General features: G+C 71.3%; 21 protein-coding genes. 10 read left to right on the forward strand and 11 right to left on the reverse strand.

What is annotated here, in order from left to right; translation table 11 throughout:
• Positions 1-32: 32 nt before the first annotated feature.
• The 3 genes from ISP_RS10175 to ISP_RS10185 form a co-directional block, all read right to left on the reverse strand.
• Positions 33-533 (reverse strand): DUF3455 domain-containing protein, encoded by a 501-nt coding sequence (locus tag ISP_RS10175; protein ID WP_013223796.1) that lies wholly within the window; start codon positions 531-533, stop codon positions 33-35.
• 86 nt (positions 534-619) lie between these two features.
• Entirely contained in the window at positions 620-2,185 is a 1,566-nt protein-coding gene (locus ISP_RS10180) for a sodium:solute symporter (protein ID WP_013223797.1), read from the reverse strand.
• Between the two features lie 15 nt (positions 2,186-2,200).
• On the reverse strand, positions 2,201-3,463 hold the full coding sequence (locus ISP_RS10185; RefSeq protein ID WP_013223798.1) for an anhydro-N-acetylmuramic acid kinase: 1,263 nt from the start codon (positions 3,461-3,463) through the stop codon (positions 2,201-2,203).
• 145 nt (positions 3,464-3,608) lie between these two features.
• Here ISP_RS10185 and ftsY point away from each other — a divergent pair, with 145 nt between their 5' ends.
• On the forward strand, positions 3,609-4,898 hold the full coding sequence (gene ftsY / locus ISP_RS10190) for a signal recognition particle-docking protein FtsY (RefSeq protein WP_013223799.1): 1,290 nt from the start codon (positions 3,609-3,611) through the stop codon (positions 4,896-4,898).
• On the opposite strand, the gene ISP_RS10195 is transcribed toward ftsY, so the two are convergent.
• Positions 4,895-5,368 (reverse strand): hypothetical protein, encoded by a 474-nt coding sequence (locus ISP_RS10195; protein ID WP_013223800.1) that lies wholly within the window; start codon positions 5,366-5,368, stop codon positions 4,895-4,897. The two genes, ftsY and ISP_RS10195, sit on opposite strands and share 4 nt — an antisense overlap.
• Positions 5,369-5,504: 136 nt before the next feature.
• Here ISP_RS10195 and ISP_RS10200 point away from each other — a divergent pair, with 136 nt between their 5' ends.
• Positions 5,505-6,005 carry a GNAT family N-acetyltransferase gene (locus ISP_RS10200; RefSeq protein ID WP_013223801.1) on the forward strand — a complete coding sequence of 167 codons (501 nt, stop codon included), beginning with the start codon at positions 5,505-5,507 and terminating at the stop codon, positions 6,003-6,005.
• 10 nt (positions 6,006-6,015) lie between these two features.
• Here the strand turns inward: ISP_RS10200 and ISP_RS10205 are convergent, their stop codons facing one another.
• A complete protein-coding gene (locus ISP_RS10205) occupies positions 6,016-6,789 on the reverse strand; it encodes an IclR family transcriptional regulator (RefSeq protein ID WP_013223802.1) in 774 nt (257 codons plus the stop codon).
• A 112-nt stretch (positions 6,790-6,901) separates the two neighbouring features.
• On the opposite strand from ISP_RS10205, the gene aceB reads away from it, so the two are divergent.
• Positions 6,902-8,479, forward strand: a complete 1,578-nt coding sequence (aceB, locus tag ISP_RS10210) for a malate synthase A (RefSeq protein WP_013223803.1) — start codon at positions 6,902-6,904, stop codon at positions 8,477-8,479.
• A complete protein-coding gene (locus tag ISP_RS10215) occupies positions 8,479-9,666 on the forward strand; it encodes a DUF6986 family protein (RefSeq protein WP_013223804.1) in 1,188 nt (395 codons plus the stop codon). Before aceB ends, ISP_RS10215 begins: the two co-directional genes overlap by 1 nt.
• 58 nt (positions 9,667-9,724) lie before the next feature.
• Here ISP_RS10215 and ISP_RS10220 read toward each other — a convergent pair whose 3' ends face one another.
• Positions 9,725-10,066, reverse strand: coding sequence for a hypothetical protein (locus ISP_RS10220; RefSeq protein WP_013223805.1), 342 nt, complete (start codon positions 10,064-10,066; stop codon positions 9,725-9,727).
• Between the two features lie 301 nt (positions 10,067-10,367).
• Here ISP_RS10220 and ISP_RS10225 point away from each other — a divergent pair, with 301 nt between their 5' ends.
• Complete coding sequence (locus ISP_RS10225; protein WP_230468751.1) at positions 10,368-10,589, forward strand: hypothetical protein; 222 nt, start codon at positions 10,368-10,370, stop codon at positions 10,587-10,589.
• On the opposite strand, the gene ISP_RS10230 is transcribed toward ISP_RS10225, so the two are convergent.
• Positions 10,590-11,744, reverse strand: coding sequence for a DUF2786 domain-containing protein (locus ISP_RS10230; protein WP_013223807.1), 1,155 nt, complete (start codon positions 11,742-11,744; stop codon positions 10,590-10,592).
• A gap of 92 nt (positions 11,745-11,836) precedes the next feature.
• Between ISP_RS10230 and dctA the strand changes: the two genes are divergently transcribed.
• Complete coding sequence (gene dctA / locus ISP_RS10235) at positions 11,837-13,117, forward strand: C4-dicarboxylate transporter DctA (RefSeq protein ID WP_013223808.1); 1,281 nt, start codon at positions 11,837-11,839, stop codon at positions 13,115-13,117.
• Here dctA and ISP_RS10240 read toward each other — a convergent pair.
• Together ISP_RS10240 and ISP_RS10245 are read right to left on the reverse strand one after the other, a co-directional pair.
• Positions 13,114-13,602: a MarR family winged helix-turn-helix transcriptional regulator gene (locus ISP_RS10240; protein ID WP_013223809.1), complete on the reverse strand. Its 489-nt coding sequence runs from the start codon at positions 13,600-13,602 to the stop codon at positions 13,114-13,116. The genes dctA and ISP_RS10240 overlap by 4 nt on opposite strands.
• 105 nt (positions 13,603-13,707) lie before the next feature.
• Positions 13,708-15,030: a PucR family transcriptional regulator gene (locus tag ISP_RS10245; RefSeq protein WP_013223810.1), complete on the reverse strand. Its 1,323-nt coding sequence runs from the start codon at positions 15,028-15,030 to the stop codon at positions 13,708-13,710.
• Between the two features lie 122 nt (positions 15,031-15,152).
• Here ISP_RS10245 and ISP_RS10250 point away from each other — a divergent pair, with 122 nt between their 5' ends.
• From ISP_RS10250 to pucD, 4 genes are read left to right on the forward strand one after another with little or no spacing between them, the layout of a single operon-like run.
• Positions 15,153-16,016, forward strand: a complete 864-nt coding sequence (locus tag ISP_RS10250) for an FAD binding domain-containing protein (RefSeq protein ID WP_013223811.1) — start codon at positions 15,153-15,155, stop codon at positions 16,014-16,016.
• The gene (locus ISP_RS10255; RefSeq protein WP_013223812.1) at positions 16,007-16,474 is read left to right on the forward strand and encodes a (2Fe-2S)-binding protein; all 468 of its coding nucleotides are present in this window, start codon (positions 16,007-16,009) and stop codon (positions 16,472-16,474) included. The genes ISP_RS10250 and ISP_RS10255 overlap by 10 nt, the downstream gene beginning before the upstream one ends.
• The gene (locus tag ISP_RS10260) at positions 16,471-17,811 is read left to right on the forward strand and encodes an 8-oxoguanine deaminase (protein WP_013223813.1); all 1,341 of its coding nucleotides are present in this window, start codon (positions 16,471-16,473) and stop codon (positions 17,809-17,811) included. Before ISP_RS10255 ends, ISP_RS10260 begins: the two co-directional genes overlap by 4 nt.
• Complete coding sequence (gene pucD, locus ISP_RS10265; protein WP_013223814.1) at positions 17,808-20,069, forward strand: xanthine dehydrogenase subunit D; 2,262 nt, start codon at positions 17,808-17,810, stop codon at positions 20,067-20,069. Before ISP_RS10260 ends, pucD begins: the two co-directional genes overlap by 4 nt.
• Here the strand turns inward: pucD and ISP_RS10270 are convergent.
• Both ISP_RS10270 and ISP_RS10275 read right to left on the reverse strand, forming a co-directional pair.
• Positions 20,056-21,633 carry a glycoside hydrolase family 27 protein gene (locus ISP_RS10270; RefSeq protein ID WP_013223815.1) on the reverse strand — a complete coding sequence of 526 codons (1,578 nt, stop codon included), beginning with the start codon at positions 21,631-21,633 and terminating at the stop codon, positions 20,056-20,058. The genes pucD and ISP_RS10270 overlap by 14 nt on opposite strands.
• 114 nt (positions 21,634-21,747) lie before the next feature.
• Positions 21,748-22,332 carry a TetR/AcrR family transcriptional regulator gene (locus ISP_RS10275; protein WP_434088692.1) on the reverse strand — a complete coding sequence of 195 codons (585 nt, stop codon included), beginning with the start codon at positions 22,330-22,332 and terminating at the stop codon, positions 21,748-21,750.
• Positions 22,333-22,532 lie beyond the last annotated feature (200 nt).

Consider the following 22,532-nt stretch of genomic DNA (forward strand, 5'->3'; position numbering starts at 1 on the left):
GCACCGGACGCCACAGGGGACGGGCTCGCTTTCTACTCCGCGACCCAGAAGGCGTAGTCGGCCGAGTAGCGGACCGCGGTCTGGGCGCCATCGGTGCAGGTCCCCGCCGGGGCCACGCCGCCGCGGGTGTTCAAGCGCTGGACGTAGGTCACCTTGCTGAAGATGCCGTCGCCGGTGTTCAGGTTCGCCTTGAGCAGCAGTTCCGGGATCGCGCCTTCCCGCGGGGCGTTCGCCGCGGCCGCCGCGCCGACCGTGCTTCCGTCCACAATGGACGTCCACACCGGGCCCTTGCTGTGCAGCGCCACCGGCTTCCCGTGCCGCGACAGCACCGCTGCCGGCTGGATCAGGGCCCACGCGCCGTTCGTGCAGCCGTAAATCTGTACGCCTTCGGCTGGGTAAGTGGCCAGTGCCCGGTTGCCCGCCGGCACCTTGATCGCGTCCGGCACCGTCGAGTGCGCCGGGGTGGCCGAAGCCGTCGCCGCGCCGCCGAGCACCAGGGCGCCGACCGCGAGCGCCACCGTCATCCGCTTCATGGAATCCACCTTCGAAATCCTCCCGCCGCTTCTCGGCGGGCTCCCGCAATTCGACACGGGCGCCCGCCGGAAACGGTTCAGAAGGATCAGGCGGCGGTCACTTCCGCGGTCTCTCCGGCGGCTTCGGCTTCGGCCGCCTTCGGGTCCGGCGTCCGGTGGCGCAGCGACAGCAGACCGCCCACGACCAGCGTGATCACCACGCCCATCAGCGTGTACCACGGGTAGGCGAGCGCCACCTTGTCCCCGGCCGCCTTGCTGAAGTCGACGCCGATCAGGCCGCCGGTCTTCGCGCTGAACTTCACCCCGAGGATGACGAACGCCATCACCACCACGGTGACCACGAACGCGATGATCGCGTCCACCTGCCGGGCCTTCTTGATCAGCAGGCCCAGCAGGAACGATCCCAGCAGCGCGCCGTAGGTGTACCCGGTGATGGCCAGGCCGAGCTCGATCACCGAGTTCTTCGTGGTGGAGAACAGCGATGCGAACACCGCGAACACGACGGCCCAGATCAGCGTCCACATGCGACCGTGCCGCAGCAGCTTCGAGTCCTCCGGCGAGCGCTTGGTGAACCGCTGGTAGAGGTCGGCCACGGTGGACGTCGACAGCGCGTTGAGGGCCGAGGCGAGCGCCCCCATGGTCGAGGCGAGCACTCCGGCGATGAGCAGGCCCGACACGCCGGCCGGCAGGTCGTCGATGATGAACCGCGAGAACACGTCGTCCGGGCTCTGCAACCCCAGCTGCGCCACGGACTTCCGGCCGTTGAACACCCACAGCATGGCCCCGACCAGCAGGAACAGCGCGAACTGGATCGTGACGATGATCCCGCTGCCGATGAGCGCCTTCTGGCCGTCGCGCAGGCTGCGCGTGGCCAGCAGCCGCTGCGCGATCAGCTGGTCGGCGCCGTGCGACGCCATCGAAAGCGCCGCGCCGCCGAGCACCGCCGTCACGAACGCGTACGGGCTGGTCAGCAGGTTCTTCGAGAAGTCGACGAGCGCGAACTTGCCGTCCGCGGACGCCTGCGAGACCCAGTCGGCCGGCAGCTTGTTGAGCAGCACGATCGCGGCCACCGCGGCGCCGCCCAGGTACAGCGACAGCTGGATGACGTCGACCCAGACGACGGCCTTGATCCCGCCGATGTAGGCGTAGACCAGCGTCAGGGCGGTGAGGATCACGACGATCACCCAGTAGTCCAGGTGGACGCCGTAGTGCGCGAGGATCACCTTGATCGGGATCGCGCCGGCGAACAGGCGCACGCCTTCGGCGAGCAGCCGGGTGACCACGAACGTCACCGACGCGGTGCCTTGCAGCCCGGAGCCGAACCGCTTCCCGAGGAACGCGTACGCGCTCACGAGGTTGCCCCGGAAGTACCGCGGCAGCAGGACGAACGCGGCGATCGTCCGGCCGATGATGTAGCCGAAAGCCAGCTGCAGGAACAGGAAGGCGTTGCCGAAGACCAGCCCGGGCGTGCTGATCACGGTGAGCGTCGAGGTCTCCGTGGCCACCACGGACAGCATCACCGCACCCCACGGGAGGCTGCGCTCGCCGACGAAGTAGTCGGCCGCCGACCGTTGTCTCCGGCCGACGAGCACGCCGATCAGCGGCATCGCCGCCAGGTAGATCACGATGATGGCGAGGTCAACACCGCGCATGGATCACTCCTACCGTCATCCGGCCTTCTCCGCGACTCGCAACCGTGTCACGGCGCCCCCCAGCGGGGCGGGAAGGATCAAGGGGCCACGGCCCGGGACCAACACGCCGAGCACGCGTGGCCCGCGGGCACCGGTCGCCGACGGCACCGTACCGGGCACGCCGCACCAGGTGAGCCAGCCCAGCAACGCGGCGAGGTACGCCTCCTTGCCCGCACCGGGCAGGCCGAGGTCGTCGCTGGTCTTGAGCAGCGCCGTGGACAGGTTCCGGGTCAGCGCCGTCATCAGCGCCGGGTTCGCGACGCCGCCGCCGGAGGCGATGACGGTCGTGACGCCGTGGCGGCGGCACTGGTCTGCCACGGTGACGGCGGTCAGCTCGGTCAGCGTCGCGAGCAGGTCCCCGGAGTCGACCGGGTCCAAGCCCGCCAGCGCGGTGTCGAGGTAGTCCGCGTTGAAGTGCTCCTTGCCGGTGGACTTCGGCGGCGCGGCGGCGAAGTACGGGTCGGCGAGCAGCCGGAGGAGCAGGTCGGAGCGCACCGACCCGCCGAGGGCGAGCCGGCCGTCGACGTCGCTGCGCTGCCCGGTGACGCGGTGGGCCGCGACGTCGAGCAGGGCGTTGGCGGGTCCGGTGTCGTAGGCGATCAGCGGCGCGTCCTCGGCAACCACAGTGATGTTCGCGATACCGCCGAGGTTCAGCGCGGCGACCGGCCGGCCGGTGTCCTCGGCGAGGCCGCGCAGCCACAGCTGGTCGAGCGTGCTCGCCAGGGGTGCGCCGTGGCCGCCCGCGGCGACGTCGCGCGCCCGCAGGTCGGCGCACACCGGCAGCCCGGTGCGTTCGGCGATCCAGGCGGGCTGGCCGAGCTGGAGGGTGCCGCGGACGTGGCCGCCGGAGACCCAGTGGAACACCGTCTGGCCCAGCGACGCGACCAGGTCCGCGCGGCCGCCGGCCAGTTCCGCGACGCCGCGCCCGGCCGCATCGGCGAACGCCTGGCCGACGCCGGTGTCCAGCCGCGTCAGCTCGCCGGCGGTGCACGGGTTCGGCGGCAACGCCGCGAGCAGGCCGTCACGCAGCGGCTCGGGGTAGGGGACGTCGAGCTCGCCCAGCGGCGTCAGCACGACCGTGCCGTCTTCGGCGTGCAGGCCGGCGGCGGCCACGTCGATCCCGTCGATCGACGTGCCCGAAATCAGGCCGATCACCCGGAAGGCGTGGCCACCCTTCTTCGGGGGGTCCGGGTGGCGGAGCCCCCGGCTCGGGGCGAAGCCCCGGAAGACACTGCTCATCCCCATCCGGAGGGGTTTAGTGGAGCCTTTCGTGTGACGCAACCCACTTGGTGAAGTCTTGCCCCAATCGGGACCGAGGTTGTGATGAATTGCCTGTGCGGGGCGGGGTCCGGCGCGCGGGGAGCGCGGATGAAAGGATGGGCCCGTGTCGAGCACCTGGTTCCTGTTCGTAGTCGTCGCCGTCGTCGTCCTGGTCGCCCTGCTGGTGACCGGCCTGTTGATCGCACGCAGGCGGCGGATCAGCCTGGACGCCCAGCGCGAGGTCGAGGCGAAACCGAAGGGCGGTTCGTACGCCGCGAGCGGGGGCATCGCCCTCGCGCCCGGTGGCACCGCCGAGGCTCCCGAAGCCGAGCACCCGGTCGAGGACCGGCCGGAGGTCGATGGCCAGCCCGCGGTGGGCGACGACGCGGCGGTGCCGCGGGACTCGGCGCAGCGCACGGTCCGCGACGTCAAGCTGCCGGAGGCCGAGGTCGTCGAACCCGCGCCGGTCGCCGAGGCGATCGAACCGGCGGCCGGCCGCATGGAGCGGCTGCGCGGCCGCCTGACGAAGTCGCGCTCGATGTTCGGGACGAGCCTGCTGGGCCTGCTCGGCGCCGGCGACCTCGACGAGGACTCCTGGCAGGACGTCGAGGACACGCTGCTGATGGCCGACCTCGGTGCGGCCACCACGAACCAGATCGTCGAGCGCCTGCGCGACGAGCTGTCCCGGCGTGCGGTGCGGTCGTCGGCCGAGGCGCGCGAGGTGCTGCACGAGGTGCTGACGGCCCAGCTGTCCACCGACGGCCACCGCGCGGTGCGGGCGCTGCCGCACACCGTCGACGGCAAGAAGCAGCCCGCGGTGGTGCTGGTGGCGGGGGTCAACGGCACCGGCAAGACGACGACCACGGGCAAGCTCGCCCGCGTCCTGGTGGCGCAGGGCGGAACGGTGCTGCTGGGCGCGGCGGACACGTTCCGCGCGGCGGCGGCCGACCAGCTGCAGACGTGGGCCGAGCGCGTGGGCGCGGAGGTCGTCCGCGGCAAGGAGGGCGCGGACCCGGCGGCGGTGGCGTTCGACGCGGTCAAGCGCGGCGTGGACACGGGCGTGGACGCGGTCCTGGTCGACACGGCGGGCCGGCTGCACACGAAGACGGGCCTGATGGACGAGCTGGGCAAGGTCAAGCGCGTCGTGGAGAAGCAGGCGAAGGTCGACGAAGTGCTGCTGGTGCTGGACGCGACCACGGGCCAGAACGGGCTCATGCAGGCCCGGGTGTTCGCCGAGGTCATCGACGTCACGGGCATCGTACTGACGAAGCTCGACGGCACGGCGAAGGGCGGCATCGTGTTCCAGGTCCAGAAGGAGCTGGGCGTGCCGGTGAAGCTGGTCGGGCTCGGCGAGGGCCCGGACGACCTGGCGCCGTTCGAGCCGGGCGCGTTCGTGGACGCACTGCTCGGCTAGATCCGGAACAGCGGCGTCCCGTCGGGTCGCCGCAGGCCCAGCTGCAGCATCACCGGCGCCGTCGGCCGTCCCGCCGGGATGAGGCACGGGGACGTTCCGTGGGCCGCCACCGTGAGCCGGGACCAGCCGATGCCCTGGAGGGTGCGCCGGGCGGGATCCACCACCATCGCCGCGCCGAAGTAGCGGCCGCCCGGGACGGCGATGCGGGCCGTGTGGCCCAGCACCAGCGAGAACGCCGTGCCCGTCCGGCTGCCGTCCTCCTGCAGCGTCAGGATCACCGGCGTCCGCACCTTCGCGGCGGTGTGGTGGCGAACCGTGATTTCGACCGTTCCCGGCGCGGTCTTCGCCGGACGCGGCCACGTGGGTGGTTGCGGCGAGCCGTCGAGCGCGCGGTCCACGAGCCGGTCCAGCAGGTTCGAAGCGGCGCCCTGAGCGAACCAGGTCAGTGCGCCGCCGGTGTACGGGTCCATGCGGCCCTCCGGCGATATTCGGATGACGGGCGGCGGCGCGCCGGCGCAGAATCCGGGCATGCCCGGTTGACGCACGCGTGCCCCTCCTCGTGGAAGACGCCCTGAAGCCGTCATTCGCTACGAGAGAGGACCCATCATGACCGCCATTCACGGCGATCGGGTGCGGCTGCGCCCGATCGGCCCAGCGGATCGCGCCCGGCTGCACGAAGTCCTGGCCACCCCGGAGGTCGCCCGCTGGTGGGGCGACCCGGATCGCGAGGTCGAAGGCCTGTACGAGGTCGAAGAGGGCTACACCGTCTATGTGATCGAACTCGACGGTGAAGTCGTCGGCCTGATCCAAAGCTGCGAGGAGCTGGACCCGCAGTACCGCCACGCGGGCATCGACATCTCGGTGCACCCGGCCTTCCACGGCCGCGGCGTCGGCACGGACGCGATCCGCACCCTGGCTGCGCACCTGTTCGCGGCGGGCCACCACCGGTTGACGATCGACCCGGCGGCGTCGAACGAGACGGCGATCCGGGTGTACACGAAGGTGGGTTTCCGCCCGGTCGGAGTGCTGCGCGATTACGAACGCGGTCCGGACGGCACTTGGCACGACGGGTTGCTGATGGACCTGCTGGCGGGCGAGTTGAGCTGAGCGGCCCCGGTCAGACCGTGACCGCCTGGGAGAGGCTGGCTCCCAGGGCATCCGCCACCCGCTGCACCGCCGGGGCGATGTGCGCCACCGCCTCGGCGGTCAGCCGCCCGGACGGCCCCGACACCGACACCGCCGCCGGAACCGGCGCGCCCGGCACCGCCACCGCGACACACCGCACGCCCAGCTCCTGCTCGGCCTCGTCCAGCGCATACCCCTGCGAAGCGATCCGGGACAGCTCCACCGCCAGCGCGTCCGGGTCGGTGAACGTGTGCTCCGTGTACGCGGGCATCCCGGTCCGCTCCAGCAAGGACCGCACCTCGGAAGCGGGCAGGTGCGCCAGCATCGCCTTGCCCACTCCCGTCCCGTGCGGCAGCAACCGCCGCCCGACCTCGGTGAACATGCGCATCGAATGCTTCGACGGCACCTGGGCCACGTACACGACTTCGTCGCGCTCCAGGACGGCCAGGTTCGCCGTCTCGCCGACCTCCTCCACCAGCTCCGCCAGCAGCGGGCGCGCCCACGCGCCGAACTGCATGCTCGCGTTCTCGCCCAGCCGGATCAGCCGCGCGCCCAGCGCGTAGCGGCGGTTCGTGTTCTGGCGGACGTACCCCAGGTCGACCAGGGTGCGGATCAGCCGGTGGATCGTCGGCATCGGCAGCCCGGACAGCGTCGCCAGCTCGGACAGGCTGGCCTCCCCGCCGGTGTCCGCGAGGTGTTCCAGCAGCTCGAAGGCACGCTGCAGGGACTGGACGCCGCCGTCGCGACCGTTCTTCTCCGCCGGCACGGTGGCCCTCCTTACGTCGGCGTTGAGCTTCCGCTATGCAGAAACTATAGTCCGGCTGGTAGAAAACCGTAGGGCCGTTATCCAAAGATCCGAACCCTCGAGGTGTTTCCCCATGTCTTCTGAAGTCCAGGTGCTGGGCGACCCGGTCGAGCGCGGCGACGAGATCCTCACGCCGGAGGCGCTCGCCTTCCTCGCCGGCCTCCACGACGCCTTCGCCGGCCGCCGCGACGAGCTGCTCCAGGCGCGCGGCAAGCGTCGCGAAGAGGCCCGGACCACCGGCCGGCTCGACTTCCTGCCCGAGACCGAGGAGATCCGCGAAGGCGACTGGCAGGTCGCCGGCGCGCCGCCCGCGCTGCGGGACCGCCGCGTCGAGATCACCGGGCCGACCGACCGCAAGATGACCATCAACGCGCTCAACTCCGGCGCGAAGGTGTGGCTGGCCGACCTCGAGGACGCCAACACCCCGCACTGGGCGAACGTGGTGTCCGGCCAGGTCAACCTCTACGACGCCGTCCGCGAGACGATCACCCTGGAGAGCGGCGGCAAGAGCTACGCGCTGAAGGACGACGTCGAGCACGCGACGATCGTGGTCCGCCCGCGGGGCTGGCACCTGCCCGAGAGCCACCTCACCTTCGGCGGCCGCGAGGGTGTCGGCGCGCTCGTCGACTTCGGCCTGCACTTCTTCCACAACGCGGCCGAGCTGCTCAAGCGCGGCAAGGGCCCGTACTACTACCTGCCGAAGATGGAGAGCCACCTCGAAGCGCGGCTCTGGAACGACGTCTTCACCCACGCCGAGAAGACACTCGGCATCGAGCACGGCACCGTCCGCGCGACCGTGCTGATCGAGACCATCCCGGCCGCGTTCGAGATGGAAGAGATCCTCTACGAGCTGCGCGAGCACGCCTCGGGCCTCAACGCCGGCCGCTGGGACTACCTGTTCAGCGTGATCAAGTACTTCCGCGACGCGGGCGAGAAGTTCGTGCTGCCGGACCGCAACTCGGTCACCATGACCGCGCCGTTCATGCGCGCCTACACCGAGCTGCTGGTGCGCACCTGCCACAAGCGCGGTGCCTTCGCGATCGGCGGCATGGCCGCGTTCATCCCGAGCAAGGACCCCGAGACCAACAAGGGCGCCTTCGAGAAGGTCCACGCGGACAAGTCGCGCGAGGCCGGCGACGGCTTCGACGGTTCCTGGGTCGCGCACCCGGGCATGGTCGAGCTCTGCAAGGAGGAGTTCGACAAGGTCCTCGGCGACAAGCCCAACCAGCTCGACCGCACCCGCGACGAGGTGAGTGTCACGGCCGACCAGCTGCTCGACGTCGCTTCGACGCCGGGCGGGGCGACGGCGGCCGGCCTGCGTGCCGCGGTCGACGTCGGCGTCCGCTACATCGCGTCCTGGCTGGGCGGCAACGGCGCGGCGGCCATCCACAACCTGATGGAGGACGCCGCCACCGCCGAGATCTCGCGCTCGCAGATCTGGCAGTGGGTCAAGAACGGGACCACTTTGGACAGTGGCGACGTCGTGACGGCGGAGCTGGTGCGCGGGGTGCTGGCCGACGTCCGCGGCGAGCTGGCCGGCGAGCTCAAGCCCGAGCAGCTGGAGCCCGCGGTGGAGCTGTTCGAGCAGGTCGCGCTGGCCGAGGAGTTCCCGGACTTCCTGACGCTGCCCGCCTACGAGCGGATCAAGTAGTGCGGCTGCCCGAGGACGTCTACGACGCCGCCGACGCGCGCCTGGCTGCGGCCGACGCGCGCGTCGCGGCGGCGTACCCGGGCGAGCGGCCGGGACGGCAGCCCGTGCACACGGTCTACGTCCCGGCGTCGCGGTACAAGACCCGCCTGGTGGCCGACTGGGGCAAGCAGGCGATGCGGGTCTTCATCGAGCACGGTGACTTCCTCGGCGCCGACGCGGACGTCTACGAACGCGTCCGCGCGAAGCTGCTGACCGAGCCGATCGAGGACCTGCGGATCGACTTCGAGGACGGCTACGGCCGCGTGCCGGACGACGTCGAGGACGCCGCCGCCCGTGCGGCCGGGCAGACCTTGGCGACGACCGGCGGCACGCCGTTCTGCGGCATCCGCTTCAAGAGCTTCGAAGCGGCGACGCGCCGGCGCGGCATCCGCACCCTGGACCTGTTCCTGGGTTCGTTGCTGGAGAACGGGCCGCTGCCGCCCGGGTTCGTCGTCACGCTGCCGAAGGTGACGGCCGTCGAGCAGGTCGCGGTGGCCGCGGAAGTCCTCGCCCGATTGGAAACCGCGTACGGGCTCACCGACGGCACGCTGCGCTTCGAGGTGCAGATCGAGACGTCCCAGTCCATTGTGGACCTCGACGGCACGCTGTCGGTGGCGCGGATCGTGCAAGCCGCGGCGGGCCGCTGTTCGGGGTTGCACTACGGGACCTACGACTACAGCGCCGGCCTCGGCATCGCGGCGGCGTACCAGAGCATGGAGCACCCGGCGGCTGACCTGGCGAAGGGCCTGATGCAGGTCGCGGCGGCGGGCACCGGTGTCCGCCTCTCGGACGGCTCGACGAACAAGCTCCCGATCGGCGACGCGCTGCCGTCGGCGTGGGCCGAGCACCTGCGGCTCGTGCGAAGGTCCCTGGAACGCGGCTTCTACCAGGGCTGGGACCTGCATCCGCACCAGCTGCCGACCCGCTTCGCGGCGACGTACACGTTCTACCGTGCGGGATTCCCGGAGGCGGTGGAGCGGTTGCGCGCGTACGCGGAGAAGACGTCCGGGGGAGTGCTGGACGAGCCGGCGACGGCACAGGCGCTGGCGGTGTACCTGCTGCGGGGCTTGGACTGCGGTGCGCTCGACGAAGGTGAGCTGCCGTTCGGGCGTCCTGAGCTGGAGAAGTACGCCCTGCGGCTCGCGTGAGCAGTGGCTGAGCGGACGCCCGAAGCAGGAGCGTCCACTCGGCCACTGCTCACGGTCGCTACGACGGCAACCGGCCGGGGTGTTCCGGTCGGTGCGCGATCACCGCGACCGTGGTCAGCAAGGCGAGCTGACCGGCGATCGTCCCGGCTGTCGCCCACGTCGGAAGACCGGCCGAAGCCGCCTTCAACGTCAGCGCCGGCCCGAGGACCGCGCCGAGCACGACCAGCACGTCCAGGACCGTGGTGAGCAGCCGGCGGGTCTGGCTCGATGGCACCGCCATTTCCGCCTTCACCTCCGATGTCTCGATCCGGACGTGGGCGAACCGGGTCGGGGTGTCGTCCCGGTCCGGTTCCCTTTCGCGAGGTACGGACGGATCCGCACGCTCGATTTCGGCACCCATGCTCGTGCCCGTTCCTTCCTGGCCCGGCCGGTGCCCGGAGGCTCGCCCGGTGACCACTTTCGGGACCTCGGCGCGAGCCGCGGTCGACAACCGGACGGCTGTCCAGCCCCCAAATGGACTTGCCACACCGGTTCTCCTGCCGCCAGGAAGCGTGGTCCGGCTTCCCGATTGCTCGGCCCGTTCGCATGAAGACGGGTTCGCGTCAGGTGCCTTCGACTGTAGAGCGCGCACCGAGCGGATGCAACACTGATTCGCTGCAAAAAAGGTGTGCTTTTGGTGGCGCTGCTGTCATTATGGGGTGGTGAGTGAAGACAATCCGGTGGGTCGGGTCAACGTCGCGTTGATCGGCGAAGCGGTCGATGCGCTGGCGAAGCTCCAGGAACGCACCGGTCTCAAGAAGGTCGACCTCGTCAACCGGGCGTTGCTGGTGTACGAGTTCGTCGACGCCGAACTCAAGGCGGGCAAGCAGGTCCTGGTGCGCGACCAGGACGGCCGGGACCAGCTGGTGAAGATCTTCCTGTAGTCACTCACCAAGCCGGGCGCGGTCGGCGGCCGCGCGGCCCGCGCCCCAGCCTTCGTGGCTGCGCACGGTCACCGATTTGTTCACCACTTCGGGGAAGAGCGTGGTGAAGGCCGCGGCCACGTTCTTCTCGTGCGAAGCCAGCACCGGCAGCAGCTCCGGCTCCTGGGCGATCGTCGCTTCCGCCGCCCGTTCGAGCCGCTCGCCGATCCGGGTGGCGTAGGAGACCAGGAACGACTTCCGGAACGGCCGCGACCGGCCGGCGGGGTCGGCGATCATCGCCCGCGTCGCCTGGACCAGCAGGGACGTCGTCAGCAGCGCGACCGAGTCCAGGTCGTCCTCGTCGCCGACGACGGTGACGAACTCCCAGCGCGGGTCGAAGACCGCGTGGCAGCGGTTGGCCGTCGCGACCACGTGGACCAGCAAGGACTTCGCGTCGGTGTACGGCGTGTCGAGCCAGATCCGGCGGGCCGCGGGCCGATCGGGTGCCGCCTCGGCGCTCTCGACCAGCACGCGGTCGAGGGCGTGGCGGGTCATCAGCTCCTGCGCCTTCGCCGAAAGCGCCTCGGCTTCCTCCGGGAACGAGCTCGACTCCGCCTTGGCGAGCAGCGCACGGACCCGGCTCAGCTTCTTCTCGTCGACGTGCTGCCGGACCGGACGCTCCAGCGGGGTCCCCGGCGCGGGCAGAACCACGGTCACCGGCGGCAGCGTCTTCAGCAGGCTGAAGGCTTCGACGACCGCGGCCACCGCTTCGGACGGCGTGAGGATGTGCTTCGCCGCCCATTGCGGCAGGTGCGGCTCGGTCTCCGTCCACCAGCGGACGGCGCCTGCCGCCTCGAGCTGCTCCCGCCACCCCGGGTGCACGGTGGTGAACTGCCCGGCGTAGGCGGCGAGCGTGTCGAGCAGGTACGAGCCGGCGAACTCGTCGAGGCGCCGCCGGGCCGCCTGGTGGAGGTCCTCGGGCAGCCAGCCACCCCGGCACGCCCGGCCGATCAGCTGCTGCCCGGTCCGGTGCGCGGCTTCGGCGAGTTCGGCAGGCAGGGTGAAATCCGGCGCCAGCCGGTCGGCGTCACCCGGTGCGGCGGCGAGCAGCGCGGCGCCGAATTCTTCGACCGTCGCCGGCGGCGGGCCGACGCGAACCTGCTTCCGCTTGCCCACTTGACCAGTCTGCCGCAGTGACTTTTCCGGGCGTCGGGTACGTCACTGCGAGCGTTAACACCGCTGGAACATCCGATGCCTAGGGTCCGGCCATGGCGGAGAACAAGAAGCGCTGGTGGACGTCGGTGTTCCTGCAGCTGCTCGTGGCGGTGGTCGCGGGCGTGCTGGTCGGACACCTCTGGCCGGTGCTCGGCGCCCAGCTCAAACCGGTTGGGGATGGCTTCATCCGGCTGATCAAGATGATCATCGCGCCACTCATCTTCTGCGTCGTGGTGACCGGGATCGCGGCCGTCGGCGACATCAAAGCGGTCGGACGAATCGGACTCAAGGCCATCGTCTACTTCGAGGTCGTCACGACGTTCGCGTTGCTCTTCGGCCTGCTCGTGGCGAACGTCTTCCGGCCCGGTGCCGGGCTGGACATCAACCCGGCGACGCTCGACCCGCACGCCGTCACCGCCCAGACCAAGGGCGGGCAGCTGCCGTCGGCCGGGGATTTCCTGCTGCACACCATCCCCGACAGCGTGGTGAACGCGTTCGCGCAGAACCAGCTGCTGCAGGTGCTGGTGTTCGCAGTGTTCTTCGGGGTGGCGCTCGCCGCGATCGGGCGGGAGCGGGCGCCGCTGGTGCTGGATTTCGTGGACCAGGTGCAGCAGGTCATCTTCAAGGTGATGGGCTGGATCATGCGGGTCGCGCCGCTGGGCGCGTTCGGCGCGATGGCGTTCATCATCGGCCAATACGGTCTGTCCACTTTGGGCACCTACGCCAAGTTGATCGCCGCGTGCTACGGCGCGGCCGTGCTCTTCACGCTCGTGCTCGCCGCGATCTCCCGGTTCTACGCCGGGGTTTCGGTCTGGAAGTTCCTGCGCTACGCGCGCGAAGAGTTCCTGCTCGCGCTGGGCACGGCCTCGACGGAGTCGGTGATGCCGCGGATCATGGCCAAGCTCACCGACGCGGGCTGCTCCCGCGCGGCGACGGGCCTGGTCGTCCCGACCGGGTATTCGTTCAACCTCGACGGCGCGACCATCTACCTGTCGATCTGCACGGTGTTCCTGGCCCAGGCGTTCGGCGTGGAGATGACGCTCGGCCAGCAGCTGCTGGCGGTGCTGATCCTGATGCTGACGTCGAAGGGCATGGCGGGCGTCCCGGGCTCGAGCTTCCTGGCTCTGTCGGCGACGGCCGCGGCGATCGGCGCGTTCCCGGTGGCGGGCGTGGCCCTGCTGCTGGGCGCGGACCGCCTGATGGACTCGATGCGCGTGTTCGTCAACCTGCTCGGCAACTGCGTGGCGACGTTCGTGGTGGCGAAGTCCGAAGGTCAGCTGGACCGCGCCCGGCTGCGGGAGACGCTGGAGGGAGCGACGCCGGTCCCGGCTTAGCGCAGCCGGGGGAGGGCGTTCCGGGCGAAGTGGCTCAACGTCCGCAGGTCGTCGGCGAACCGCTCGCGGTGGTCCTCGGGCAGCGGGCCGAAGAAGAACTGCTCGATGTTCTCGACGTGCAGGCGGCTGGCCCGCACGGTGGTCTCCTCGCCGAGCGCGGTCAGCCGGACGAGCTGGACGCGCCGGTCGCTGGGGGAAGCGGTGCGGGTCACCAGCCCGATCGCGACCATCCGGTCGACCAGCCGGGTCGCGCCGCCGGTGGTGAGCACCTGTTCCTGCGCGATCGAGCGCATGGTCAGCCCGTCCTCACCGGTGCGGCCCACGAGCAGCAGGACCTCGTACATCAGGTGCGTGATCCCGCATTCGCGCTCCAGCGCCCGCCCGAGCAGGTACCCGAGCCGGTGCGCCGCGCCTTGCAGCTGCCCGAAGGCCAGCACGCGGGCGTCATCCGCGGCCTGCCGGGCCGAACCGATGTCGGGATCCACGCCCTCATCCTTCCCCCAGACCCCGGCCACGCAACGTGAGACGGCGGCCGATGGGGTGTGAGGCGCGCACCCTGCGCCGAGCGGGCGAGCGGCGGGTGCGTGGCGCTAGTCGCCGGCGCGCAAGGCGAGGTACACGTCGAGCTGGTCGGTGAACTCCGTCAGGTCCGCGCCCAGCAGCTCGCCCGCGCGCCCGATGCGGTACCGCAGCGTGTTGACGTGGACGTGCAACGCCTTCGCCGCCCGGGTCGGCGAGCCCGAGCACTCCAGGAACACCCGGACCGTGTGCACGAGATCGGTGTGCTGCTCCGCGTCGTAGGCCAGCAGCGGCCCGAGTACGCGCCTGCGCAGGGCTGCCCGCACCCCGTCCGGCGCTCCCGCCAGCAGCAGCTCGTGCACGTCGACGTCGCCGGCCGGAACCACCGCCACCCGGCCCGTCCGCCGGGCCGCCGCCGCCACCGCGTACCGCGCGCTCTCCGCCGCCTCGTCACGCGGGCCTGGATCGCTGACGCCGCAGACGATTCGCTTCGCCCGCAGCAGTGGCTCCACAATGGACAAACCGGCCGGGGACGGCGGCCGTGCGGTCGCCGCGTACGACGTTTCCCCGGCGGTCTCGAGCAGCAGCGCGTCCGGCAGCCACTCGCTCAGGACGTCCCGGCTCTCGTCACTGCCTTCGGTCCGCAACCCGACGACGCACACCTCCTCGGGCAACGCCACCTCGAGCCGGGACTCCCGGGCCCGCGTGACCCCGACGAGCCCCGCCACCTCCTCGGCCAGCTCGGCCTGCGCGGTGCTCAGCGGCCCGCCGACGGCGATCAGCCACGGCACCGCGTGCCGCCCCTCGACCGGGACCAGCGTCAGGGGCCCCGGCTCACGCGCCGCGTGCCGGCGGACGACGTCTTCGGCCGGCATCGGCAGCGGGGCCGTGCCCGCGATCAGCCGGCCCAGGCCCGACAGCACCCAGCAAGGCAGCCCGAGTTCCGCCGCCGCGCGGTCCAGCAGCGTCTCGACCGGCGCCTCCGCGGCCGCCTGCAAACGTTTGCGCGCGCTGTCGGACGCGGCCGCCAGCGCCAGCACGACCTGCTCGGTGATCACCGAGAACGACAGGTCGTCGGGCACCTCCAGCAGCGGGATCCGGTGCCGGACGCAGGCGTCGACGACGTCGTCCGGGATGCCGCCCGAGTCGGCGCCGGACGCGGCCAGCGCTGCCGCGCCCGCGCGGGCCAGTGCGGCCACGAACGGCTCGGCGTCGCCCGGGGCGTGCCACCAGAGCAGGCCGGAAAGCACCAGCTCACCGGCCGACAGGTACCGTCCGGGGTCGGACAGCTCCGTGACGTAGATGCGCGTCACCGGCCGGTCGAGCAGGTCGGTCCCGGCCCGCGGGCGCAGCCGCAGCCCGGGCAGGCCCAGCAGAGTTTTCACGGTCGTCATGAGGCTTGTAGGAAAGCACAAACGCCCCCGCGTCCGCTCCTGTGCGTTTCATGCGTGGCGCCGTTGCCGCCCGGCCGTGATCCGTCGTCTACTGGTCTATCGCCCCCCCGAAGGAGCAACCAGTGGAGTTCCTGCGTCCCACGACGCTCGCCGAGGCTCTGGCGCTGAAGGCCGGGCAGCCCGGCGCGGTGCCGATCGCCGGTGGCACCGACGTCATGGTCGAGCTGAACTTCGACCACCGGCGTCCCGAAGCCCTGCTGGACCTGACCACCGTCCCCGAGCTGACCGGGTGGTCCGCATCGGACGGCACGGTCCGGCTCGGCGCCGGTGTCCCGTACTCCCGGGTCATCACCGAAGTGGGTGAATCCGTCCCCGCGCTGGCCATGGCCTCCCGCACCGTCGGGTCCCCGCAGATCCGCAACCGCGGCACCGTCGGCGGCAACCTCGGCGCCGCGTCCCCCGCCGGGGACACCCACCCGGTGCTGCTCGCCCTGGACGCGCGGGTCGAGGTGGCCTCCGTGCGGGGCACCCGCCTCCTGGCCGCGGAGGAGTTCTACGTCGGCGTGAAACGGCACGCACTGGCTCCGGACGAGCTGATCACCGCCGTCCACCTGCCCGCGCACGCCGGGCCGCAGCAGTTCGCCAAGGTCGGCACGCGCAACGCGATGGTCATCGCGGTCTGCTCCTTCGCGCTGTCGCTCCGGCAAGGCGAGGTCGGCGCGGCGATCGGCTCGGCCGCGCCGACCCCGCGCCGCGCCCGGGAGGCGGAGGACTTCCTGGCCGCCGAGCTGCCGTGGACGTCGTCCGAGCCGCTGCCGGACTCCCTGAAGCGCCGCTTCGGCGACCTGGTCGCCGCGGCCGCCGCGCCGATCGACGACGTCCGGGGCAGCGCCGCGTATCGGAAGCACGCACTCGGGGTACTAGCGCGGCGTACGTTGACTTGGGCCTGGGAAGAACACCGGACGGGAGAGCGCGCATGCGCCTGAATGTCACGATCAACGGCGAGCCGCGGCAGGCGGACGACGTCTGGGAAGGCGAAAGCCTGCTCTACGTCCTGCGCGAGCGGCTCGGCCTGCCGGGCTCGAAGAACGCCTGTGAGCAGGGCGAATGCGGGTCGTGCACGGTCTACCTCGACGACGTCCCGGTGTGCGCCTGCCTGGTCGCGGCCGGGCAGGCCGAGGGCCGCGGGGTGCGCACGGTCGAGGGCCTGGCCGACGGCGACACCCTCGACCCGGTCCAGCAGTCCTTTGTGGACGCCGGGGCGGTCCAGTGCGGGTTCTGCACCCCGGGCCTGGTCGTCGCCGCGCACGACCTGCTCAACCGCGTCCCCGACCCGTCCGACGAGGAGATCCGCGAGGCGCTGGCCGGCAACCTCTGCCGCTGCACCGGCTACGAGAAGATCCTCGACGCGGTGCGCGCGGCAGCGAAGGAGGGGGTCGCGTGAGGACGCTCATCGCGAACGCGGCCATCGCCACCGTCACCGGCGAGGAGTACGCGAGCGGGCACGTCGTCGTCGAGAACGACCGGATCGCCGAGGTGGGCGAAGGCGTGTACACCGGCGAGTTCGACGAACGCGTCGAGGCCGAAGGCTGCCTGGTCACGCCGGGGCTGATCAACACCCACCACCACCTCTACCAGTGGGCCACCCGCGGGATGGCCGCCGACCACACGCTCTTCGAATGGCTCAAGCAGCTCTACCCGGTCTGGGGCCGCCTCGACGACGAGATCACGCACGCGGCGGCCACCGCCGGGATGGCGCGGCTGGCGCTGACCGGCTGCACCACCGTCGCCGACCACCACTACGTCTTCCCGCGCGACGGCGGCGACCAGGTCGCGGCGCTGGCCGCGGCCCGTCAGCGGATCGGCGTCCGGCTGCACGTCGTGCGCGGGTCGATGGACCGCGGCGAGTCCGACGGCGGCCTCCCGCCGGACAACCTCGTCGAGACGACCGAAGACGCGCTGACCGGCACCGAAGCGGCGATCGGCCGGTTCCACGACGACGCGGCGGAAGCGCACCTGCAGATCGCCGTCGGCCCCTGTTCGCCGTTCTCGGTCACCGAGCGGCTGATGTCCGGCGCGGCCGAGCTGGCCCGCCGCACGGGCGTCCGGCTCCACACGCACCTCGCCGAGACGCTCGACGAGGAGAAGCAGTGCCTCGCCGAAGTCGGCTGCACGCCCGCCGAGTACGCCGACAAGCTCGGCTGGCTCGCCGAGGACGTCTGGCTCGCGCACACCGTCCACCTCGCGCCGGAGGCGATCCGCCGGTTCGGCGCGACCGGCACCGGCTCGGCGCACTGCCCGACGTCCAACGGCCGCCTCGGCTCGGGCATCGCCCCGGTCCGCGACCTGCTGGACGCGGGCGTGGCGGTCGGCCTCGGCGTCGACGGGGCCGCCTCGAGTGAGTCCGGCGGTCTCGCCGAGGAGCTCCACCAGGCGTTGCTGCAGGCCCGGCAGCGCGGTGGGCCCCGCGGGCTGACCACGCGGGAAGCGCTGTGGATGGGCACGATGGGCGGCGCGCGCTGCCTGGGCCGGAGCGACGACCTGGGGTCGATCGAGCCCGGGAAACTCGCCGACCTGGCCGTCTGGGACCTGACCGGGCTGAACTACGCGGGTATCACCGACCCGGTCGCGGCGCTGGTGCTGGGCACCACGCCGCCGCTGCGCCGGCTGTTCGTCGGCGGCAAGGCCGTCGTCGAGGACGCCACCCTGCGCGAAGCCGACGAGTCCGCCATCGCCCGCGAGCTGGCCGCCGCGAGCGCACGGTTGCGGGAGGGCCGATGACCAGCACCACGTCCGTCACGACGACGACCGCGAACGGCGTCGGCACCTCGCCGCGGCGGCCCGACGGCACCGTGAAGGTCCGCGGCGAGTTCGCCTACTCTTCGGACCTCTGGCACGAGGACATGGTGTGGGGCGTGACGCTGCGCAGTCCGCATCCGTACGCCCGGATCGCCTCGATCGACATCGCCGAAGCCCTGGCCGTGCCCGGTGTTTACGCAGTGCTGACGCACGAGGACGTCCCCGGCGTGAACCGCTACGGCCTCGAGCACGCCGACCAGCCGGTGCTCGCCTCCGCCGTCGTGCGGTACCAGGGCGAGCCGGTGGCGCTGGTCGCCGCCGACCACCCGGAGACCGCGCGCCGTGCGATGAAGCGGATCGTCGTCTCCTACGAGGAACTCGAGCCGGTGACGGACTCCGAAGCCGCGGTCGCGGGCGAAGGGCCTTCGCTGCACGAAGGCGGCAACGTCGTCCGGCACGTGAAGATCCGCCGCGGGCCGCAGGACCGCACCGCCGACGTCGTCGTCTCCGGCGTCTACGAGGTCGGCATGCAGGACCAGGCCTTCCTCGGCCCGGAATCCGGGCTCGCCGTGCCGGACACCGAAGGCGGCGTCGACCTCTACGTCGCCACCCAGTGGCTGCACGTCGACCAGCAGCAGATCGTGGCCGCGCTGGGGCTGCCGATCGAGAAGGTGCGGCTGACGCTCGGCGGCGTCGGCGGGGCGTTCGGCGGCCGGGAAGACCTGTCGATGCAGGTGCACGCCTGCCTGCTCGCCCTGCACACCGGCAAGCCGGTGAAGATGGTCTACAACCGCGAAGAGTCCTTCTACGGGCACGTGCACCGCCACCCGGCGAAGATGTACTACGAGCACGGCGCCACCCGCGACGGCCGGCTCGTGTACGTGCGTACGCGCCTGTACCTCGACGGCGGCGCGTACGCGTCCTCGACGGGTGCCGTGGTGGCGAACGCGGCCACGCTCGGCGTCGGACCGTACAAAGTGGACAGCGCGGCGGTGGACTGCTGGGGCACGTACACGAACAACCCGCCGTGCGGCGCGATGCGCGGGTTCGGCGCGGTGCAGGCGGCGTTCGGGTACGAGTCCCAGATGGACAAGCTCGCCGCCGCCTGTGGGCTGGACCCGGTCGAGATCCGCGTCCGCAACGCCATGAGCGAGGGCGACCTGATGCCGACCGGCCAGGTCGTCGACGCGGAAGCGCCGGTCGCCGAGCTGCTTTCCCGCGTGCGCGAGATGCCGATGCCGCCGGAGCGGCCGTTCGACCTGCGGCACATGCCGGGCGGGGTGTCGAACACGACGCACGGCGAAGGCGTCGTCCGCGGGGTCGGCTATGCCGTCGGGATCAAGAACGTCTGCTTCTCCGAAGGCTTCGACGACTACTCGACGGCTCGCGTGCGCCTGCAGCTGGTCGGCGGCGAACCGGCCGCGACCGTGCACACCGCGGCCTGCGAGGTGGGCCAGGGCCTGGTGACGATCATGCAGCAGATCGTCCGCACCGAACTCGGCGTCGACCAGGTGACGGTCCTGCCGATGGACACCTCGATCGGCAACGGCGGTTCGACGTCGGCGTCGCGCCAGACCTACGTCACCGGCGGCGCGGTGCAGGCCGCCTGTGTGGCGGTGCGGGCGCGGCTGCTGTCCCGGTTCGACCAGCGGGTGCGCGTCGTCGGCGGCAAGCTCGTCGCGGCCGACGGCCAGGTGCTCGCCGATCTGGTGGACGTCCTCGCCGACGACGTCTACGACGAGACGGTGGAGTGGCGGCACCGGCCGACGTCCTCGTTGGATCCGGAGACCGGGCAGGGCACCGCGCACGTGCAGTACGCGTTCGCCGCGCACCGCGCGGTCGTCGACGTCGACACCGAACTCGGCCTGGTCAAGGTGGTCGCGCTGGACTGTGCCCAGGACGTCGGCAAGGCGCTGAACCCCCAGGCCGTGCTGGGCCAGATCCAGGGCGGCTCGGCACAGGGGCTCGGGCTTGCGGTGATGGAGGAGATCCAGACCTCCGGCGGGAAGATCCGGAACCCCTCCTTCACCGACTACCTCATCCCGACGGTGCTGGACATGCCGCCGATGATCATCGACGTCCTGGAACGCCCGGACCCGCACGCGCCGTACGGCCTGCGCGGGGTCGGCGAGCCGCCGACGATCTCGTCGACGCCGGCGATCGTGGCCGCGATCCGGGCCGCGACCGGGCTCGCGCTCACCCGCGTCCCGGTGCGGCCGGAGCACCTCACCGGGACCTGAGGCTCCAGTTCTGGTTGGCGTCGTCGTTGCAGTTCCACAGTTCGAGCGGCGTGCCGTTGGCGTTGCCGGCGGGCTTGTCGCCGCCGGTGACGTCGACGCACAGCCCGGCCTGGGTGATCGAGCCGTCGGCCTCGAGCTTGAACTTCTGGTTCCCGCCGCCGTGACAGGTCCAGACGATGAGCTTCGTGCCGGCCGCGGAGGTGCCGCCGCCGGCGTCGAGGCAGAGCCCCCCGGCCTTGAGCTCGCCGGCGGCGGTGGGCGTCCAGGCCTGAATGGGGCCGCCGCCGCAGTCCCAGATGTCGACCGCGGTGCCGGCGGTCGCCGAGCCGCCGCTGACGTCGATGCAGCGGGACGAGGACGCCCCCTGGATCGGCCCGGCGGTGCCGATGCTGCTCCCGGAGGAGTTCGCCTTGACGCGGTAGATCACCGTGCTGTGCGACGGGACGTTCGCGCTGATCCCGCCGGTGCTCGTGGTCAGCTCCTTCGACCACAGGTTGGTCAGCCGGTAGCTCGACGCGGAGGGCAGCCCGGCCGCGGCGGCCGTCGTCGAAATTGTGCGTGCGCTGCCGTTCTCGTTGAACAGCACCACGGCCACGTCGCCGCCGCGGAGCGGTTTCGCGAGGACGTCCATGCCGTCGCCGGTCGCGATCCGCCGCGCCTGCTTGCCGAGCGAGTCCTGGTCGACGGCGATGACGTCGGAGTTGAGGTAGGTGGAGAAGGTGGCGACGCTCGCGGAGCGCAGATCGGCGCCCGCGATCAGGGGCGCGGCCATCGCCGCCCAGAGCGTGAAGTGCGCGCGGTCCTCCTGGAAGTCCATGCCGTCGCCGACTTCGAGCATGTCCGGGTCGTTCCAGGCGCCCGGCTTCGCGGCGGAGGCGAGCCCGACGTTCTGGCGGTAGATCGCGTCGACGGTGCCCCAGTTGTTGGTGATGTCGCCGGTGGTGCGCCACAGGTTGCCGACGTCCGCGGCCCAGGTCGCCGGGGCGAAGTCACCCCATTCGCAGATGCTGTAGGCGATCGGGCGCCCGGTGGCCCTCAGCGCGTCGCGCATCGCCGAGTAGCGCCGGATGTAGTCCTCCTGGCTGTTGCTGCCGTTGTTGAAGCAGTTGTCGTACTTGAGGTAGTCGACGCCCCAGCTCGCGAAGCGGTTGGCGTCGGCCTGTTCGTGGCCGAGGCTGCCGGGGTAGCTCTGGCACGTCATCGTGCCGGCGCTTTCGTAGATGCCGAACTTCATGCCGCGGGTGTGGATGTAGTCGCCGAGCGCCTTGAGGCCGCTGGGGAACTTCGCGGGATCGGCGACCAGGTTGCCGTCGCTGTCGCGGGACCTCGTCATCCAGCAGTCGTCCAGGTTGACGTAGGTGTAGCCGCGGTCGCGCATGCCGGAGCTGACCATCAGGTCGGTGGTCTGCTTGACGAGGGTTTCGTTGATGTTGCACTCGAAGGTGTTCCAGGTGTTCCAGCCCATCGGCGGGGTGCGGGCGAGACCGTTTTCGAGGGCGCGGGCCGGGCTCGTGAGCGAGACGGCGGCGGCGAGGGTGACGGCGGCGAGGAGGACTCGGCGCATGGCGGCTCCAACCGGACGGCGTTGTGAGGCAGGAGGACTAGACCATTCCGCAGAATGGGCGGTGGCTTACTGAGTGGTCAAGCGCCATGTTGGTGACTTGTGTTGGATTCCCGACTAAAGTTGCGTGTTCTCGTGGAGCAGCCGCCGGGCGACGTCGACGGTCGCGGCCCCGGCGACGGCCATGGCTTCGGTGTCTCGGAGCGAGCGACAGAGGACAAAGGCGCCTTCGAGGTTGTTGACGGCGGTGATGGTGAGGGTCCGCGCGGCTTCCCGGCCGAGCCCGAACCGCGCGAACTTCTCGGTCCCGGCGTCGATCCAGGCGGTGAAGACGTCGGCGGTGGCTATCCGCAGCGGTTCGTTGGTGGCGGCGACCTCGAGGGCAACGGTCGCGATCGGGCACCCTTCGACGTAGCCGGTGGCCTCGAGGGTCGCGATCCCGGCGGCGAAGAAGGCTTCGATACCGCTGACGAGGTCGCCGGCGGGCGCGATGAAGAGGTCGAAGAGCTGGATGTAGGCGAGCCCGGAAGTCCGGATGACCTCTTCGCCGAGCTGTTCTTTGCCACCGGGGAAGAAGTGGTAGAGGGACCCGAAGGGCGCGTTGGCTTCGGCGACGATCTGCTTCAGGCCGGTACCCGCGTAGCCGTTGCGCCGGAAGAGCTCGGCCCCGGCGGCCATGATGCGTTCCTTGGTCCCTGCCACGACGTGATACTAGAGCGTTCTATTAAGCTCGGCTTGCCCACAACCCGAAGGTGTTGTGGACAACCCGGCCCGGCCGCGGCGGTTTCCGGCTTTCCGTCGGGGTGCCCCGATAGAATGGACCTGGGGACGCCCCCCGGAGAGGGTCAGGGTTCCGGCAAAGTCTTTTGGCCTGGTTGCAGGGCGGGCACGGCCCTCGTTGA

It is taken from the genome of Amycolatopsis mediterranei, assembly GCF_026017845.1.
GTDB lineage: Bacteria > Actinomycetota > Actinomycetes > Mycobacteriales > Pseudonocardiaceae > Amycolatopsis > Amycolatopsis mediterranei.